The sequence below is a fragment of the Marinobacterium jannaschii DSM 6295 genome (assembly GCF_000620085.1).
Taxonomy (GTDB): domain Bacteria; phylum Pseudomonadota; class Gammaproteobacteria; order Pseudomonadales; family Balneatricaceae; genus Pontibacterium; species Pontibacterium jannaschii.
In genome coordinates this window covers 94,052-111,852 of the sequence record NZ_KK211065.1, presented here as the reverse complement: position 1 = coordinate 111,852, position 17,801 = coordinate 94,052, and the positions used below count along the sequence as shown (strand labels likewise).

At 56.2% G+C, this 17,801-nt stretch carries 20 protein-coding genes; 10 read left to right on the top strand and 10 right to left on the bottom strand.

The annotated features are described in order from the left end of the window. Positions 1-17: 17 nt before the first annotated feature. The 5 genes from Q354_RS0118350 (at position 18) to Q354_RS0118330 (ending at position 3,606) form a co-directional block, all read left to right on the top strand. Positions 18-1,172: a D-alanyl-D-alanine carboxypeptidase family protein gene (locus Q354_RS0118350; RefSeq protein WP_407637285.1), complete on the top strand. Its 1,155-nt coding sequence runs from the start codon at positions 18-20 to the stop codon at positions 1,170-1,172. Positions 1,173-1,253: 81 nt separating this feature from the next. Beyond that, positions 1,254-2,108 carry a D-amino acid aminotransferase gene (locus tag Q354_RS0118345; RefSeq protein ID WP_027858872.1) on the top strand — a complete coding sequence of 285 codons (855 nt, stop codon included), beginning with the start codon at positions 1,254-1,256 and terminating at the stop codon, positions 2,106-2,108. 3 nt (positions 2,109-2,111) lie between these two features. After that, complete coding sequence (locus Q354_RS28355; protein WP_027858871.1) at positions 2,112-2,384, top strand: YbeD family protein; 273 nt, start codon at positions 2,112-2,114, stop codon at positions 2,382-2,384. Beyond that, complete coding sequence (gene lipB / locus Q354_RS0118335) at positions 2,384-3,034, top strand: lipoyl(octanoyl) transferase LipB (RefSeq protein ID WP_027858870.1); 651 nt, start codon at positions 2,384-2,386, stop codon at positions 3,032-3,034. The genes Q354_RS28355 and lipB overlap by 1 nt, the downstream gene beginning before the upstream one ends. Before the next feature lie 134 nt (positions 3,035-3,168). Beyond that, positions 3,169-3,606, top strand: a complete 438-nt coding sequence (locus Q354_RS0118330; protein WP_027858869.1) for an OsmC family protein — start codon at positions 3,169-3,171, stop codon at positions 3,604-3,606. A gap of 392 nt (positions 3,607-3,998) precedes the next feature. Here Q354_RS0118330 and Q354_RS0118325 read toward each other — a convergent pair whose 3' ends face one another. From Q354_RS0118325 to leuS, 4 genes are all read right to left on the bottom strand, one after another. After that, positions 3,999-4,355, bottom strand: a complete 357-nt coding sequence (locus tag Q354_RS0118325) for a c-type cytochrome (protein WP_027858868.1) — start codon at positions 4,353-4,355, stop codon at positions 3,999-4,001. A gap of 66 nt (positions 4,356-4,421) precedes the next feature. Next, the gene (gene holA, locus Q354_RS0118320) at positions 4,422-5,447 is read right to left on the bottom strand and encodes a DNA polymerase III subunit delta (protein WP_027858867.1); all 1,026 of its coding nucleotides are present in this window, start codon (positions 5,445-5,447) and stop codon (positions 4,422-4,424) included. Beyond that, positions 5,444-5,950 carry an LPS-assembly lipoprotein LptE gene (locus Q354_RS0118315; RefSeq protein WP_027858866.1) on the bottom strand — a complete coding sequence of 169 codons (507 nt, stop codon included), beginning with the start codon at positions 5,948-5,950 and terminating at the stop codon, positions 5,444-5,446. Before Q354_RS0118315 ends, holA begins: the two co-directional genes overlap by 4 nt. A 12-nt stretch (positions 5,951-5,962) precedes the next feature. Beyond that, positions 5,963-8,554 carry a leucine--tRNA ligase gene (gene leuS / locus Q354_RS0118310; RefSeq protein WP_027858865.1) on the bottom strand — a complete coding sequence of 864 codons (2,592 nt, stop codon included), beginning with the start codon at positions 8,552-8,554 and terminating at the stop codon, positions 5,963-5,965. A 145-nt stretch (positions 8,555-8,699) separates the two neighbouring features. Between leuS and Q354_RS26435 the strand changes: the two genes are divergently transcribed. Together Q354_RS26435 and Q354_RS27585 are read left to right on the top strand one after the other, a co-directional pair. Further along, positions 8,700-9,239 (top strand): zinc ribbon-containing protein, encoded by a 540-nt coding sequence (locus Q354_RS26435; RefSeq protein WP_036230619.1) that lies wholly within the window; start codon positions 8,700-8,702, stop codon positions 9,237-9,239. A gap of 3 nt (positions 9,240-9,242) precedes the next feature. Further along, on the top strand, positions 9,243-9,626 hold the full coding sequence (locus Q354_RS27585) for a hypothetical protein (protein WP_051560310.1): 384 nt from the start codon (positions 9,243-9,245) through the stop codon (positions 9,624-9,626). 54 nt (positions 9,627-9,680) lie between these two features. On the opposite strand, the gene lnt is transcribed toward Q354_RS27585, so the two are convergent. The 5 genes from lnt to miaB are packed head-to-tail and all read right to left on the bottom strand — an operon-like array spanning position 9,681 to position 14,847. Further along, positions 9,681-11,168 (bottom strand): apolipoprotein N-acyltransferase, encoded by a 1,488-nt coding sequence (gene lnt / locus Q354_RS26425; RefSeq protein ID WP_036230616.1) that lies wholly within the window; start codon positions 11,166-11,168, stop codon positions 9,681-9,683. Positions 11,169-11,180: 12 nt separating this feature from the next. Further along, positions 11,181-12,020, bottom strand: a complete 840-nt coding sequence (locus Q354_RS0118290) for an HlyC/CorC family transporter (RefSeq protein ID WP_027858864.1) — start codon at positions 12,018-12,020, stop codon at positions 11,181-11,183. An 11-nt stretch (positions 12,021-12,031) separates the two neighbouring features. Beyond that, positions 12,032-12,490, bottom strand: coding sequence for an rRNA maturation RNase YbeY (gene ybeY / locus Q354_RS0118285; RefSeq protein WP_027858863.1), 459 nt, complete (start codon positions 12,488-12,490; stop codon positions 12,032-12,034). After that, positions 12,487-13,488 carry a PhoH family protein gene (locus tag Q354_RS0118280; RefSeq protein ID WP_156948419.1) on the bottom strand — a complete coding sequence of 334 codons (1,002 nt, stop codon included), beginning with the start codon at positions 13,486-13,488 and terminating at the stop codon, positions 12,487-12,489. Before Q354_RS0118280 ends, ybeY begins: the two co-directional genes overlap by 4 nt. Positions 13,489-13,497: 9 nt before the next feature. Further along, entirely contained in the window at positions 13,498-14,847 is a 1,350-nt protein-coding gene (gene miaB, locus Q354_RS0118275) for a tRNA (N6-isopentenyl adenosine(37)-C2)-methylthiotransferase MiaB (protein ID WP_027858861.1), read from the bottom strand. Positions 14,848-15,029: 182 nt separating this feature from the next. On the opposite strand from miaB, the gene Q354_RS0118270 reads away from it, so the two are divergent. Next, positions 15,030-15,353: a DUF1820 family protein gene (locus Q354_RS0118270; RefSeq protein WP_027858860.1), complete on the top strand. Its 324-nt coding sequence runs from the start codon at positions 15,030-15,032 to the stop codon at positions 15,351-15,353. Between the two features lie 17 nt (positions 15,354-15,370). On the opposite strand, the gene epmB is transcribed toward Q354_RS0118270, so the two are convergent. After that, positions 15,371-16,393, bottom strand: coding sequence for an EF-P beta-lysylation protein EpmB (gene epmB / locus Q354_RS0118265; RefSeq protein WP_027858859.1), 1,023 nt, complete (start codon positions 16,391-16,393; stop codon positions 15,371-15,373). Between the two features lie 99 nt (positions 16,394-16,492). Between epmB and Q354_RS0118260 the strand changes: the two genes are divergently transcribed. Then, positions 16,493-17,023 (top strand): HD domain-containing protein, encoded by a 531-nt coding sequence (locus Q354_RS0118260; RefSeq protein WP_036230612.1) that lies wholly within the window; start codon positions 16,493-16,495, stop codon positions 17,021-17,023. 178 nt (positions 17,024-17,201) lie between these two features. Beyond that, positions 17,202-17,765 carry an elongation factor P gene (efp, locus tag Q354_RS0118255; RefSeq protein ID WP_027858857.1) on the top strand — a complete coding sequence of 188 codons (564 nt, stop codon included), beginning with the start codon at positions 17,202-17,204 and terminating at the stop codon, positions 17,763-17,765. Positions 17,766-17,801 lie beyond the last annotated feature (36 nt).

Here is a 17,801-nt window from a genome sequence, read left to right as displayed (position 1 = left end):
TATATAACTGAGTGATGATGTTTAAAGCAGCTTGGAAATCCATTTTACTATTTGTCGTGACGCTGTTCTCCCTGCAATCTCAGGCAGCGGCACTGATTCCTGCCCCGCCGACGATTGCCGCCAAGGCGTATATCCTGGTCGATGCCGATACCGGCAAGGTGATTGCGGCGAAGAACGAATCCACTCAGTTCGCCCCGGCCAGCCTGACCAAGATGATGACCAGCTATATCCTTGAGTATGAGCTGAGCAAGGGCAATGTCAGTAAGAATGACCTGGTGCTGGTCAGCGAGAAAGCCTGGCGCACCCAGGGCTCGCGGATGTTTATCCGTGAGGGGACCCAGGTCAAACTGGGTGACCTGATGAAGGGGATTATTATCCAGTCGGGTAATGATGCATCGGTGGCGGTAGCCGAGCATATCGCCGGCAGTGAGTCAGCGTTTGCTGACCTGATGAACCAGCACGCACGCCTGCTGGGTATGAACGATACCACTTTCCACAACGCGACCGGCCTGCCGGCTGAGGGACACGTCTCCTCCGCGCGCGATCTGGCGAAGCTGGCGCTGGCGATTATCACCGAATTCCCGGAACACTACAGCGTGTATTCCGAGAAGTACTTCACCTATAACAATATCCGTCAGCCTAACCGCAATAAGCTGTTGTGGCGCGATAAGACGGTCGATGGCATCAAGACCGGTCACACCGATGAAGCGGGCTACTGCCTGGTATCCTCAGCCAAGCGCGACGGTATGCGTGTGATCTCTGTGGTGATGGGCACTAACAGCGAAGAAGCCCGGGCTCAGGAAAGCCAGAAACTGCTCTCCTATGCGTTCCGCTACTACCGCACCCATAAGCTCTACAATGCCGGCGAAGCCCTGAGCAACGCTAAGGTGTGGGGCGGCGTTATGGATCAGGTGGCCGTCGGTCTGGCACAGCCTCTATCCGCCACCATTCCACGTGGTCAGGCGGACCAGCTGAAAGCGGTTCTGGATCTGGACCGGGTGATCAAGGCGCCGGTCAGCAAGGGACAGCAGTTTGGTAATGTCAAAGTGACCCTGAACGAAGAGCTGGTGGCAGAAGTGCCGCTGATCGCGCTGAACGATGTGTCAGAGGGCGGTTTGCTTAAGCAGATCTGGGATTCGATCCTGTTATTCTTTATGTCCCTGATCGGTTAATAACCACTCACTGATACCGCAGCCGTCTACCTAATCCGGCCCCTGTCTGGACAGACAGGGGCTACCCTCTAAGCTAAAGCTATGAATACTGTCTATCTGAATGGTCAGTTTGTTGCTGCACAGGACGCACGGGTCTCTGTTTTTGACCGCGGCTTCCTGTTCGGTGACAGCATCTATGAAGTGATTCCTTACTATCGGGGTGTGGGCTTCCGGCTGGAGGAACATCTGCAGCGCCTGAGTCACAGTTTGCGCGCCGTTCGCATCGATGCGGAGGCCGACTGGATTGCGATAATGGATGAACTGGTGCTGCGCAACGGAGGCGGAAACCTCTCAGTGTATCTGCAGGTCAGTCGCGGTAATGCCGGTAAACGCAGCGCGGTATACAGTGACGATCTTGAACCGACGGTTTTTGCCTGCTGTAACCCGATCCGGGATATTTACCAGGATGGCGCCGATCAGGTGCAGGGTATCAGGGCGATCGTCGTCGCCGATCAGCGCTGGCTGCGCTGTGATATCAAGGCGACCGGGCTGCTGCCCAACATCCTGGTGCTGCAGCAGGCGCGTGATCATGGCGCAGATGAAGCGCTGCTGATCCGCGATCAGCTGCTGACGGAAGGGACCTCCAGTAACCTGTTTATTGTTAAGCACGGTGTGCTCTACACACCGAAACGCAGTTCAGAGATTCTAGGGGGCATTACCCGTGAGCTGGTACTGGATCTGGCCGATGAAAACGGCATTCAGTACCAGGAGATCGATATCGACTACGAGACCCTGATCTCTGCTGATGAAGTCTGGATATCCAGCTCTACTCGGGCTGTGGTACCGGTTATTGAAGTTGACAACCAGCCTGTTGCGGACGGTGCCAAGGGCCCGCTCTGGCGGCAGATGTTTGAACTGTTTGCCGGCTATCAGCGTCGCCTGATGACCGGGGAGTGAGATATGAGCGAAAAAGAAGCCCCTAAGATTGAGTTTCCCTGCCCGGACTACCCGATAAAAGTGGTAGGGCGTGCAGCCGAAGATTTTAAAGGTTTTGTGATTGAAACCGTTCAGGTGCATGCACCGGATCTGGATTTAAAGACGGTGACTGTTCAGGACAGCCGGAACGGTAACTTCCGCTCAGTGCGCTTTCGCATTACCGCCACCGGTGAAGAGCAGCTGCGTGCCCTGCATAAAGACCTGATGGCCTCTGGTCGCGTACAGATGGTGATCTGATGGCTATTGCTGAACAGGTTATCCTGCGGACGCTGGGTGTACAGCCTTACCTGCCGACGCTGGAAAAGATGCAGGCCTTTAATGCCGCCCGGGACGAGAATACCGTCGACGAGATCTGGTTGCTGGAGCACGAGCCGGTCTTCACCCAGGGGCAGGCGGGTAAAGAGGAGCATGTGCTGGCAACCGGCGATATCCCGCTGGTTCAGGTCGACCGGGGTGGCCAGGTTACCTACCATGGCCCGGGTCAGGCGGTGGTTTATCTGATGGTCAACCTGCGTCGACGCAAGCTGGGGGTGCGCCATATGGTGGCGCGGATGGAGCAGGCGGTCGTTGCTATGCTGGCGGAGTATGGTGTCGAGGCCTATGCCAAACCGGACGCCCCGGGTGTCTATGTTAATGATGCCAAGATCGCGTCGCTTGGATTGCGGGTACGTCGCGGCTGTTCCTTTCATGGCCTGGCGGTGAATATCGATATGGATATGGAGCCGTTTCTGCGAATTAATCCCTGTGGCTATGCCGGCATGGCGATGACTCAGCTGAGCAGCCTGGTAGAGGACCTGGATAGCGCGGCTGCAATGCGCTGCCTGGTCGATAAGATGATTGAGCAGATCGGTTATGCTGAGGTGAGCGAGCATCAGGCACTGAGTTAGCTGCCGCTCCGTTAGAGGACCCGAGCTGATGAACTAAGGAACTGTAATGGTTCCTTTTTAATTGCTGTTTATATTAGTAAAATATAAATTAGAGATTATTAATTATTTATCTGAGTCCTCTACAGGAGCTATACATGGCTGCAAATAAAACGATCTCTGTTACCGCCACTATGGGCGCGGGCTATGCCATTCATGCCGATATCCGTGACCATCAAGTGGCGATCGATCAGCCGACGGCGGGCGGAGGTACTAATGAAGGGCCGACGCCACTGGAGTACTTCCTGTTTTCCCTGGGTGGCTGTATTGCCAGCATTGCCCGTATAGCAGCAAGTCAGCAGAAGATCGATCTGCGGGCTATGCAGGTGACTGTGAGCGGTGACCTCGATCCGGCTGGCCTGTTGGGGAAGGCAACCCCAAACCGCGCCGGTTTTCAGGAGATCAGGGTAACTGCATCCATCGACTGTGATCTGTCAGCGGAAGCACAGGCTGAGTTTTTGGATGAAGTTTGTCTGCGTTGTCCTCTGCACGACAATATCAAGCTATCCACAGCGGTTATTCACAGTCTGAGCTAGCCTGTAAAGGTAATCCGGAGTTTTCCACATAATCTGTGGAAAACTCTGTTTGTAATATCGTAGTAATCTGCTTTAACTACCCCGCAGGCCCCGCCACTAAAGGCTTTCAGTATTGTGGTTGTTTTTTGACCGCTGGCTGTATAGCAATTTTTCAATCTATTTCCGGGCATCGGATGGCCTGCTGATCCAATCTCCGCCATTGTGGACTGCTATGTGGATTGAATGGATTATGCACAGTAAGAGTAAGAGGGATTGAGTCCAGTATTTCGTCGGAAATCGATGTGGGTAATCTTTAATTATTTAGCTAAAACAGTAAGTTGGTAAATTTATCTGAAACGGGGCAATGTCCTGTAAGCCATCTCTCGGTGAACTTACCAACTTGTGGAAAACAGTTATTCAGTGATGCCAGCGTCAGCGAGCTGTTTCGGGGCTGTGGATTGTTGCAGCTGGAGCACATATTCAGCCAACCGGTCCGTTTGCCGGGGCGACAACTCAGGAAAGCTGGGCAGGTTTTTATGCCGCTGGTGATAGCCGTACTTGATCAGTACGAACAGCTCATGTGCTTCCAGTGGAGGCTGGCTGTGATCTCTGTTTTCCAGGCGGGCGCCCGGGCCTCGGCTCTGATGACACTCCAGGCAATAGTATCCGTACAGCTCATCGCCACTGAACATATACTGAGGCGATTTCTCACCACAGCCAGCTATCAGTGCAAGGCTGAAAATCAGCGATGTCTGGATATAACGCCACACGATGTGTCAGACCTCAGTGCTCAGTACAAAGGCGAGATTTTACACGCTTGATCAAAAAATCGCCAATCAGTGTGTCGCCAGCGCCAGCCTGATGCCGCAGAGGCCGAGTATGACTTCGCTCAGTAGCAGCCAGGGATCACCGATCGCTGCGCCCTTGATAGTCTTATCGATTTCCCCGCAGCGGCCGAGCAGCTGTGACAGTGCGGTTGTCGGTAGTTTCTGTGCAGCCCGGCGCACCAGGTTCTTGCGCTTACCCCAGATCTTCTCGCGCTGGCAGAGCGTATCGTATTGCATGCCCTGGCTGAGGCCCTGCTGTACGGCGATCAACGCGCGTATTTCACGGCTCAGTGCCCAGAGCACTATCGGCGGTTCGGTACCGTCCTGTTTCAGCACCTGTAGGATCTTGTTGCAGCGTCCGGCATTGCCCTGCAGCGCCGCGTCCGTCAGGCCGTAGATATCGTAGCGGGAGCTGTCTGAGACTGCGTCCATCACGGTCTCAGCGTCCAGCGGCTGATTGCCGAACAGCAGCTGCAGTTTTGCCAGCTCCTGTTTGGCCGCCAGAAGGTTACCTTCAATGCGGTCACATAGCAGCTGCACTGCGGAGTTATCCATCTGTAAGCCCAGCTGGGCGGCGCGCTGGCGAATCCACTGGGCCAGCTGGTCGGCTTCCACCGGCCAGATTTCGACAATCACACCTTCCTTGTCGATCGCTTTAAACCAGGCGCTTTTTTTGGCGGCCGCATCCAGCTTGCCGGCGATAATCAGCAGGACATTGTCCGGCCCGGGATTACTCAGGTATTCCCGCAGGATCTCGCTGGACTGCTTGTTCAGTTTCTGGCTACCCAGACGCAGTTCGATGATCTTACGTTCGGCAAACAGCGATAGGGCATTGGCGCACTCCAGCAGGTATTCCCACTTAAAGCCGCTTTCGACATGCAGTACTTCACGTTCAGTGAAGCCCTGTTTCTGAAAATGGTGGCGCAGCGTGTCGCTGCTCTCTTCCGAGAGCAGCGGTTCGTCGCCACAGATCAGATAGACCGGGGCGACGTTGCTGTTCAGACGACTGGCCAGTTGATCCTGACGCAGCTTCATTGACGTGGTGCCAGACTCAGGTAATGGCGGATGATCTGCTGGGCAACGGACTGACGCATATCCTCGCGCAACTGAATCTCCTGCTCGTCACCGGCAGTGGCATCGTTGGTATCGTAGCTGTAGATCCGTTCGGCCTGCAGCAGACGGCGGTCTTTCACATCCTGAATCAGGTTATAGACCTCGAACTCCACATCCAGCTTGAGTTCGTACTCGTCGACTTGGGCACTGCTGTTCAGGGTCAGGGAGTTTCGGCTCTGTTGTGCGCTGAGGATGGTCAGCTGATAGCCCGAATCCTGCTGAATGGCTATGCCACTCTGACGCAGGGCCCGCTCCAGGCTGCGCACCAGGGCCGGGTCAGCGGTGCCTGTTTTCAGGCTCAGCTGACGCATCTCTTCCGGCACCTCGTAAATGCCGCGCAGGTGAAAGCCACAGGCCGATAACAGTGATATCGACAGCAGCAGCGTAAACGCGGCCACTGTCCGGGATTTCAACCAGGCGGTCATTAGAGGCTCCCCTTAACCGACGACGATGTTGACCAGCTTACCTGGTACCACGATCTGCTTACGCAGGGACTTATCGCCCATATGCTTCTGCACATTCTCATCAGCCAGCGCAGTATGCAGTACCACATCTTTGTCGGCGTTAGCGGCGACTTTGATCTTGGCGCGTACCTTACCGTTGACCTGAACCACCATTTCGATGGAATCACGTACCAGAGCACTCTCATCTACAGTCGGCCATGGTGCTGTCAGCATTTCACTGCTGTGTCCCAGTTCCTGCCACAGCTGGTGGCTGACATGCGGAACGATCGGTGCCAGCAGCTGAACGGCGGCTTCCAGGGCTTCCTGAGTTACCGCACGGCCCTGCTCGCTGACATCAACAAACTTGCTGATGGCGTTGCTCAGTTCCATGACGGCGGCGATCGCGGTGTTGAAGGTCTGGCGGCGTTCGATATCGTCGCTGACTTTCTGGATCGTCTCGTGCACTTTGCGACGCAGGGCTTTCTGGTCTTCGTTCAGCGCATCGGTATTGAGGGCCGCTACGTTGCCACCGTTGCCGAGGTGGTCAAAGACCTGTTTCCACAGACGCTTAATAAAGCGGTGTGCACCCTCAACACCGGAGTCGGACCACTCCAGGGACTGTTCCGGTGGCGCAGCAAACATCATAAACAGGCGCACAGTGTCGGCACCGTATTTATTGATCATCACCTGAGGATCGATGCCGTTGTTCTTCGACTTCGACATCTTGGACATGCCGTCATGAGCCAGAACCTGACCGGTTTCAGCATGAGAGGCAGCGATCACCCGGCCTTTTTCGTCGGTTTCGATGTTAACTTCGGCCGGAGATACCCAGACCTTGCCGCCTTTTTCATCTTCGTAGTAATAGCTGTCGGCCAGAACCATACCCTGGCAAAGCAGGCGCTTGAATGGCTCGTCAGAATCGACCAGACCCTGATCGCGCATCAGCTTGTGGAAGAAGCGCGAGTAGAGCAGGTGCAGGATAGCGTGCTCGATACCGCCGATATACTGATCCACCGGCAGCCAGTAGTTGGCTTTTTCCGGCTCAAGCATGGCGTTTTCGCTGCGTGACGCATAGCGGGCGTAGTACCAGGAGGACTCCATAAAGGTGTCGAAGGTATCGGTTTCGCGCTCGGCTGCACCGCCGCACTTAGGGCAGCTGGTGTTAATGAAGCTGGCCATCTTCTTGATCGGTGAGCCTACACCGTCAAATTCCACATCTTCCGGCAGGCGTACAGGCAGCTGGTCTTCAGGTACCGGCACGGAACCACAGCTGTTGCAGTTGATCACCGGAATCGGTGTGCCCCAGTAGCGCTGACGGGAAACGCCCCAGTCACGCAGACGGTAATTGATGGTAACTTTGCCCTGGCCTTTGGCTTCAAGGTCGGCGGCGATCGCTTTGAACGCCATCTCGAATTCCAGGTCGTTATAGTTGCCGGAGTTCACCAGCACACCCTTCTCGGTGTACGCCTCTTTGTTCAGGTCGATCTGAATGCTGCTGTCGGCCGGTTTAATGACCTGCTTGATATCCAGACCGTACTTGGTGGCGAACTCATAGTCACGCTGGTCATGGCCCGGTACGGCCATGACCGCACCCGAGCCGTAATCCATCAGTACGAAGTTGGCGGTCCAGACAGGGACTTTCTCACCGGTCAGCGGATGAATCGCATCAAAGCCCAGCGCCATCCCTTTCTTCTCCATGGTCGCCATATCAGCTTCGGCAACCTTGGTGTGACGGCATTCGTCGATAAACGCCGCCAGCTCAGGATTCTTCTCAGCCGCCTTGGCTGCCAGCGGATGCTGGGCGGCAACGGCGACATAGGTCACGCCCATCAGGGTGTCGGGACGGGTAGTGAATACTTCCAGATCACCGTCCCCTTCAACGTGGAATTTCAGTTCCAGACCCTGGGAACGACCGATCCAGTTGCGCTGCATGGTGCGCACCTGCTCTGGCCACTCTTCAAGTTTATCCAGATCTTCCAGCAGCTGGTCGGCGTAGTCGGTGATCTTGAGGAACCACTGCGGGATCTTCTTGCGCTCGACGATTGCACCGGAGCGCCAGCCGCGGCCGTCGATCACCTGTTCGTTAGCCAGCACAGTCTGATCGACCGGGTCCCAGTTCACTTCGGCTTCTTTCTTGTAGACCAGGCCCTTGTCCATCAGCTGAGTGAAGAACCACTGTTCCCAGCGGTAGTACTCAGGGTGGCAGGTTGCTACTTCGCGATCCCAGTCATAGCCGAAGCCCATCTGCTTCAGCTGGTCGCGCATGTAGTTAATGTTCTCGTAAGTCCACTTGGCAGGTGCTACGTTGTTTTTGATCGCAGCGTTTTCCGCCGGCAGACCAAACGCGTCCCAGCCCATTGGCTGCAGTACGTTTTTGCCCTGCATACGCTGGTAACGGGAGATTACGTCGCCGATGGTGTAGTTACGAACGTGCCCCATATGCAGGCGGCCGCTTGGGTAAGGGAACATGGACAGGCAGTAGAATTTGTCCTTACCTGGCTGTTCCTCGCATTTGAAGCTGTTATTGGCTTCCCAGTGTTGTTGCGCCTGGGCTTCAATTTCCGTGGGCTGATACTGTTCGTTCATCGTCTTTATTGTCAGAAACCGGTAACTAAAAACCGGCATGCGTTTTGATGCCGGTTAAGGGTTCATTGGAAAGTTTGCAGTATGGTGCATAGCATACAATATAAGCGGAACTGTCAACAGAGGAACCGCAGCTCAGGAGAGGAATATGAGTACGCAGAAGCCAGAAAAACCCGATATGAAAGCCGCATTCGATCGCGTAATGCAGCGCCTGCGGGACAATCTGAAGCAGGCGGAATATAAATCATGGGACTACCTTCAGGACAAGATCGAGGAGGCTGTTGAGGTCGAACTGACCGCCGAGGAGATGACCCGCGATGAGGTCGGACTGCTTAGTGCCTATGTCAAACGGGACCTGCGCCGGCTGGGGCACTATGCCCACGAAACCGGTGAGGGTGTGGCCGCCTTCCTGAAATTTGACCTCAATGCGCTGGAGCAGCGGCTGGCGGGGTTGCTGACGGATCTGGCCGACCGCACCCGGATCGAGCAGGAGACCCTGCGCGAGCAGCTTGATCATACCGAAGATCAGTATATTGAGGGCGAGGTTGCCACCGCCGGGACACTGGAGTGCCTGGAGTGCGGTGCGTCCACGGTGCTGATGGAAACAGAGATCCTGCGCAGCTGTGCCCAGTGTGGCGGTCGCTATTTCCGCCGCGTCAGTGCGGAGTGGACTCCGCCAGAGGTCTAGGCGGTGTCGCAGAAAGCCTGTGCCGGCTGGGTTCTGCTCAGCCTGCTGCTGTGCCTGAGCATTACAGCGCTGCTGCAGAGCCGGCCGGTACCGGCACAGTTAATGATGGTGCAACTGGTCAATGAGTCCCGGCAGTTGCTGACGCGGGTCGATATTAAGCACGGCAACAGCAATACCGAAGAGCTGATCAGTGCACTGCAGATCGCTCCCGGAGAGAAGCGCACCCTGGGCCTGAACCATCGCCCGGGTATGGGCTTCAGCCTGACGGTTCATTATGCCAGTGGTGAGCATTTTGAGGTTTGTGTCGGTAAGTTTGTCGAAGGGGACCGCCTGACCGAGGTGATTCGCGACGGTTATCTGGATGAATACGCCGGACTTTACTGGTAACCGGCCCTGCCCGTTGTTTCTCCGGTTTTGAAGAGGCAGGGCCAGCCAGCGGTGTCAGCGATAGAGGCGGGACTGTCGGCGCGGCACCCCTCCTGCCAGTAACAGCAGCAGGGCCAGCAGCAGAGCGGGCAGCTGGCCCCAGCGCTGGTAGGGAGTTGCACCCTGCATCGACTGCACTTCGCCGCTCAGCACCGCCTGCTGAAAGCGCTCTGCTACGGCGACAATATCCCCCTGAGGATTGACCAGTCCGCTGATGCCATTATTGGTGGCGCGAATCAGCCAGCGTCCGTTTTCCAGCGCCCGGACCCGGGCGATCTGCATATGCTGATCCGGCGCGATGGAGTTGCCGAACCAGGTGTCGTTGGAGACCGTTAGCAGCAGGTTGGCGCGGACGGCGCTCTCCCGGATCAGCTCCGGATAGGCGATCTCGTAGCAAACGCTGGCCGCAATCCTGCGGCCATGAAAGTTCAGCAGTTCCTGCTCACCCTGCGGCAGGCTGAAGCTGGACATCGGCAGGTTAAAGAAGTCGATCAGACCGCGCAGCTGGCTTTCCATCGGCACGTATTCACCAAAGGGCACCAGGCGTTGTTTGTGGTAGACCCCGAGGCCGCCACTGAGTACCGCGATACTGTTGTGATAGAGGTAGTCGTTGCCGTCATCCGGATCAAGTCGGGCGGTGGGTATACCGCTGATCAGGGTGCGTTGTTGCTCTTCCAGCTGATCCAGGTAAGGGCCGAGCTGAGGCAGGGCGATGGAATAGAAGGTCGGTATGGCTGTTTCCGGCCAGATCAGCAATTCCGCATTGCCGGCTTCACCGGACAGGTCCATATAGCGCTGCAGGATCTCTTCCAGCCGGGTGCGCTTCCACTTTATTTCCTGAGCGATGTCAGCCTGAACCAGTGCAACGCGGATCGGTTCACCTTCGGCGCGGGTCCACTGTGTCGGGAGGTAGAAAGTGGCGAGGGTAGTGATAACCAGTAGCAGGGCCGGCGCCAGGCGCTGGCTCAGGTTGCGGCCGACCAGGAGTTTGGCGATGGCGACCCCGGCCAGGGCCATGATCAGGCTGCCCAGCCAGACGCCGCCGATCGGCAGCCAGGCCGCCAGCGGGGTATCCAGTGTGGCATATCCCAGGTAAAGCCAGGGGAAGCCGGTAAAGACCCAGCTGCGCAGCCATTCGGTCATAAACCAGAGGCCGATAAACGACAGCGCCGCAAACCGGCCAGCCAGCCAGCGCCGCCAGATCCAGCCAGGCAGGGCGACAAACAGTCCCATGGCAATGACAAACAGAGCGGTCATCCCGATGGCAAGGACCTGCGGCGTGGCGCTGTGCTCCACCATGCTGACATAGATCCAGCTGGTACCGGCACCAAACAGGCCGCTGCCAAAGGCCCAGCTACGCCACCATGCCTGGCGGGGCGAGGCATTTCTCAGCAGCAAAAACAAAACGGCCGGCGCCAGGGGCGCCAGCCAGACATAGTTAAAGGGGGCCAGGGCAGGGGTGACGAGCATCCCTGCCAGTGCGGCTGCTATCAGTGCCAGCATCTGTTATCTGAATCAGTTGCTCTTACGGGTAACCTGCAACAGGCGGATACGTCGGTTATCGGCCGACAGGACCTTGAAGGTGAAACTGTCGATCTGGACGGTTTCATCTTTCTGCGGCAGATGACCAAATTTCTGGGTGACGATGCCGCCGAGGGTGTCAAACTCGTCATCCGCAAAGCTGGCATCGAAGAAGTCGTTGAAATCTTCGATCTCGGTGAGGGCTTTGACGATAAAACTGTTGTCATCGAAGGGTTTAATATTGCCGTCATCCTCTTCGATATCGTGCTCATCTTCGATCTCACCAACGATCTGTTCCAGCACGTCCTCAATGGTAATCAACCCGGCAACGCCACCATATTCGTCGACAACGATGGCCATATGATTACGGTTGGTGCGGAATTCCTGTAACAGGACGTTCAGGCGCTTGGATTCAGGGATGACCGTTGGCTTGCGCAGACATTGACGGATATCGAAATTTTCCAGGTTGCCTTCGAGGATCAGCGGCAGCAGATCCTTGGCCAGCAACACACCGAGGACTTCGTCCGGTGTCTCGCCGATGACCGGAAAGCGGGAGTGGGCGCTGGAGATAATCACCGGCAGAAACTCACGGGGAGTCAGGTCGGCCTCGACAACAACCATCTGAGAGCGGGGGATCATTACGTCCCGGACCTGCTTGTCTGATACCAGCATGGCACCTTCTATGATGCCCAGTGCCTCGTTGTCCAGCAGGTTTTCATCGGCTGCTTCGCGGATTTCGCTTAGCAGGTCGTCCCGGGTGCGGGGTTCATCTGTGAATGCCTGGGCAAGTTTGCCCAACCAACTTCGCGGTTGTCCCGATCGATCTTCGCTCATTGTGTCCTCTGTTACTGTTCCTGATAGGGGTCTTCGATATCCAGCCCGGCGAGAATTTTCCGCTCGAGCGATTCCATGATTTCGGCTTCTTCGTCATTTATATGATCGTATCCCAGCAGATGCAAGCATCCATGTACGATCATATGCGCCCAGTGGTGGTGCAGGGGTTTACCCTGTTCACCGGCTTCACGCTCGACCACGGCCGCACAGACCACCAGATCGCCCAGCAGATCCATCTCGGGCACCCCTTCGGGCAGCTCAAACGGGAATGAGAGTACGTTGGTGGATTTATCTTTGCCGCGGTACTGATGGTTGAGGCTCTGGCTCTCGTCTTCGTCGACGATGCGGATGCAAAGCTCAGCGCTGTCACGCTGACCGCTGAGAGCGGCCTCAACCCAGCTTTTCAGCTGGGCTTCGGTAGGCAGTTCAGGTGATTCAATCTCCTGCTGCAGTTCGACAAAATAACTCAACGCTGTTTGTCTCCGGCCTGTTCCAGATTCTCAAAGCGGTCGTAGGCGCGCACTATATGCTGAACCAGCGGGTGGCGTACCACGTCTTTCGCCGTGAAGTGGGTAAAGCCGATCCCCTCGACGCCGTCCAGCACCTGCATGGCGTGTTTCAGGCCGGAGTAGGTGCCCTTAGGCAGGTCGACCTGGGTTACGTCACCGGTGATAACCGCCGTGGAGCCAAAACCAATGCGGGTCAGGAACATCTTCATCTGTTCCTTGGTGGTGTTCTGGCTCTCATCGAGGATAACAAAGGCATTATTGAGGGTACGGCCACGCATATAAGCCAGCGGTGCAACCTCGATTACGTTGCGCTCGATCAGTTTGCCAACGCGCTCGAAACCCAGCATCTCATAGAGGGCGTCGTAGAGCGGGCGCAGGTAAGGGTCGACCTTCTGGCTCAGGTCGCCGGGCAGGAAGCCGAGGCGTTCGCCGGCTTCAACCGCCGGGCGGACCAGCAGGATGCGTTCGATCTCTTCCCGTTCCAGGGCGTCGACGGCACAGGCCACTGCCAGATAGGTCTTACCGGTACCGGCCGGACCGATGCCGAAGTTGATATCCTGGCGCAGGATAGAGCGGACATATTTCTGCTGGTTCGGACCACGTGGTTTGATCAGCGCTTTCTTGGTGCGGATCACCACCTCTTTGTCGCAGTCGTCGCTCTGCTGCATCTGCTCTACGCCGGACTGTTGCAGGTAAAGATGTACCTGGTCCGGGGTCAGCAGCTGGCCGTTACTGGCTTCGCCATAGAGGTCCTGAAGCATGTTGCTGACAACCTGAATTACATTCAGGTTGCCCAGTAGCTGAAAGTTGTTACCGCGGTTGCGGATCTCGATATTGAGACGTTGCTCGATAAGTTTCAGATGTTCATCAAGCTGACCGCAGAGGTTGGACAGGAATTCAGGGTTGTCCGGTTCCAGGGTCAGGTTGATCGATTGTGCTGTATTCAAATTACCGTCCATAAAGACTGCTTAATGCATTTGATCCAGCTCGGAGCTGATCAGTTCCCCGAGCAGGGAGTTGGCATAGGCCTGTACGATCTTCACATCGGCGAAATGGCCGATCAGGTCTGGGTTATCGCAGCGGAAATTAACCACGCGATTGTTCTCGGTACGGCCGGAGAGCATGCCCGGATCTTTCTTGGAGTAGCCATTGACCAGGATGCGCTGGGTGCTGTCCACCATACGGCGACTGATCTGCATCGCCTGCTGGTTGATGCGCTCCTGCAGGATCGACAGGCGCTGCTTCTTGGTCTCTTCAGTGACATCATCCGGCAGGTCGGAGGCCGGCGTGCCCGGGCGACGGCTGTAGATAAAGCTGTAGGACTGGTCCATCTCTACTTCGGCGATCAGGTTCATGGTCTGCTCGAAGTCGAAGTCAGTTTCGCCCGGGAAGCCGATAATAAAGTCGGAAGAGAAGCAGATATCGGGACGTACTTTCTTCAGGCGGCGCAGCTTGGACTTGTATTCCAGTATGGTGTGGCCACGCTTCATCGCCATCAGGACGCGGTCGGAACCACTCTGTACCGGCAGGTGCAGGAAGCTGACCAGTTCCGGTACATCGGCGTAGGCTTCGATCAGGCTGTCGGTAAACTCTACCGGGTGACTGGTGGTGAAGCGGATGCGGTCGATACCGTCGATCGCGGCCACGTTGCGGATCAGCTCAGCCAGGTCGGCGATATCGCCGTCATGGGTGGCACCGCGATAGGCGTTAACGTTCTGGCCCAGCAGATTGACTTCGCGTACCCCCTGTTCGGACAGCTCGACACACTCGGTGATGACGTCATCCAGCGGACGGCTGACCTCTTCGCCACGGGTGTAGGGCACCACGCAGAAAGTACAGTATTTGGAACAGCCTTCCATCACCGAGACGAAGGCTTCGGCACCTTCCACTTTCGGCGCCGGCAGGTGATCAAACTTCTCGATTTCCGGGAAGGATACATCGACGATGCCGACGGAGCCGTTCCGGGTTTCGTCAATCATCTCCGGCAGGCGGTGCAGGGTCTGTGGGCCAAAGATCATATCGACATAAGGCGCACGGCCGAGGATGGCATCGCCTTCCTGACTGGCAACGCAGCCGCCGACACCGATTTTAAGATCAGGGTTCTTCTCTTTCAGCTTGCGCCAGCGGCCAAGCTGGTGAAATACCTTTTCCTGAGCCTTCTCACGGATCGAACAGGTGTTAAGCAGCAGGACATCAGCGTCCTCAGCAGAGTCGGTCAGCTCTAACTCGTGACTTTCACCCAGCAGGTCTGCCATACGGGAAGAGTCGTACTCGTTCATCTGACAGCCGTGGGTTTTGATAAACAGCTTTTTCGCCATTACTCACCTGTGGTTACTAAAGGGGTTGCTCAAGGAAACCGCGCATTATACGGAATGCACCTGACAGTGCCTAGCCGTGTCCAGATAGATTGTCTGATTTTTGAGCAGGCTTGTATTCAGGGATTTTATCCCAATATCAGTCCCCGGTATTTATCAGTTTTCGCACAAGGTAATAACTATTCATGGCTAATGATGATCGCATCTACCGCGTGATGTTCGTCAATCAGGATCAGGCTTACGAACTGTACGTGAAGCACGTCTATCAGAGTGATATGTGGGGCTTTCTCGAGCTGGAGGAGTTTGTCTTTGGCAACCGTTCCGAGCTGCTGGTGGATCCGGGTGAGGAGAAGCTGAAAGCGCAGTTTGCCGGCGTGAAACGTTCCTATATCCCGATGCAGGCAGTGATCCGCATTGACGAGGTAGAGCAGGAGGGCGTAGCCAAGATGAGTGATGCCAAGGGCACTATTACGGCTTTCCCGATGGCGGTACCGCCGAAAAAGGACTGACGGCCAGTGCCAGCCGCTCAGAGCGGCTGGCTATCGACCGGCAGCAACGTTTTGGCATTGCGTCCGGGAATCTCCCGTGCCAGTTTCGGCACCAGGTAACCCGGTAGCTCGCCCTGTAACTGACTCATCAGCCGTTGCGCATCCGCATCGCTGATATCGAAATGGGCGGCGCCCTCTACCGGGTCAAACACAAACAGGTAGTAGGGCAGTACCCCGGCATCAAACAGGCTCTCGCTCAGGGTTTTCAGCACGGCGACCGAATTGTTTATCCCCCGCAGCAGCACGGCCTGGTTAAGCATCTGTACATCCGCCCGGCGCAGCAGCCTGATCGCCTCTCGAACCTCATCGTCGATCTCATTGGCATGGTTGCTGTGCAACACCATCACCGTCTTCAGGCGACTGTTCTGCAATATGTCCAGCAATTCCGGGGTGACCCGCTGTGGAATCATTACGGGCAGGCGGGTGTGGATACGCAGCCGCCGCAGGTGCGGGATCTGTTCCAGGTCAGCGATCATCTTCCGTAACCGGCTGTCCGGCACCGCCAGTGGATCGCCGCCGGAGAAGATCACTTCACTGATGCCCTGGTCAGCCTCTATATAGTCCAGCACCGACTGCCACTGCTCAGGGCCGAGGCGGTTGTCCTGATAGGGAAAGTGGCGACGGAAGCAGTAGCGGCAGTTGATGGCGCAGGCACCGGTGAGGATCAGCAGTACCCGGCCATTGTATTTATGGATCAGGCCGTCACGGTGGTTGGCGTCCGCTTCCTGCAGCGGATCGGTCACATAGCCGCTGATCTTCTGCTGTTCGGCCTGTAGCGGCAGCACCTGCAGTAACAGTGGATCATTGGGATCGCCCGGGCGGATGCGACGCAGAAAGGGTTCAGGTACCCGCAGGGCAAAGAGCTCGCTGCTTATATTGGCATCGGCCAGCAGAGATTGCGGTAGCTGCAGCTGTTGCAGCAGTTCTGCCGGGCTGGCGATCGCCTGGCTCAGGACTTTCTGCCAGGGAAGAGTTTGCTGTATGACATCGGATCTGCTCATGGCGGCGGATTCTCCCTTTCGCCTGTCGGGCTGTCAATTCATGTTTCTGTAACCCGGACACCGCAGCATCGGCTTAGGCTAAAAACTTGAGGCAATATCATGACCACGATTATCGACCAGATTGAACAGCTCTATGCTGATAAAGGCTGTGGCCAGTACGGTGAGGCGATCAGCCAGTTGCAGCATGCGCTGCAGTGCGCCGAACTGGCGCGTCAGGCGCAAGCCAGTGATGAGATGGTAGCGGCAGCCCTGCTGCATGATATAGGTCATCTGCTGGAAGACAGTGACTCCGAGTTTGGCAACGTCGATGCAGACCGTATCGGCGCACGCTTTCTGGCACCCTATTTCAGTAAACAGGTGTGTGAGCCGATCCGCCTGCATGCCCGGGCCAAGCGCTACCTGTGCAGCGTAGAGGAGCATTACTTTGCTACCCTGTCGGCGGCTTCCCGCTATTCCCTGAAGCTGCAGGGCGGCCTGCTGGAGCAGGATGAGATTGAGGATTTCCGTGCCGAACCCTTCTTCCCACTGGCGATCAAACTGCGGCGCTGGGTCGAGGAGAGCAAGCAGCCGGGGCTGGATGCGGGCTGTTTTTCAGACTACCGGGCGGCATTGCAGCAGGCTATGCTCTGATGCGGTCGAATAAGCTCATGCCTTATTTGTCACGTCACTTTTAGCGACAGGGGCAATGGAGTAGAATAGCGGGCATTTGGCGTGGCAGAACCCTGCCGGGCCGGTATCTGATGCAGTTATCAGGCCGGTCCTCCAGCTTTTCGGCCCGCTGTTCTGATTGAATTTCCAGGTATTTTTTATGGCTAACTATTCTTCGAACCAGTTTAAAAACGGTCTGAAAGTAATGATCGATGGTGATCCTTGTAACATGGTTGACGTCGAGTTCGTCAAACCGGGTAAAGGACAGGCATTCACGCGTGTAAAGCTGCGTAACCTGCTGACTGGTCGTATCTGGGAACGTACCTTCAAATCCAACGAAAGCGTTGAAGGCGCGGACGTAATGGATCGTGATATGGAATACCTCTACTTCGATGGCGAGATGTGGCACTTCATGGAGCCGGAGTCTTTCGATCAGGTGGCTGCGGATGAGAATGCTGTCGCCGATGCTAAGCTGTGGCTGAAAGAGCAGGATAAAGTCATGGTGACCCTGTTTAACGGTAACCCAATCGCAGTTACACCGCCGAACTTTGTCGAGCTGGAAGTGGTTGAAACTGATCCGGGCCTGAAGGGTGATACGGCGCAGGGTGGTTCCAAGCCTGCAACCCTGTCTACCGGTGCTGTGGTACGTGTACCGCTGTTCATCAACCAGGGTGAAGTGCTGAAGATCGATACCCGTACTGGTGATTACGTATCCCGCGCTTAAGCTGATCTGTATTTCTGAAACGGCAGCCCCGGGGCT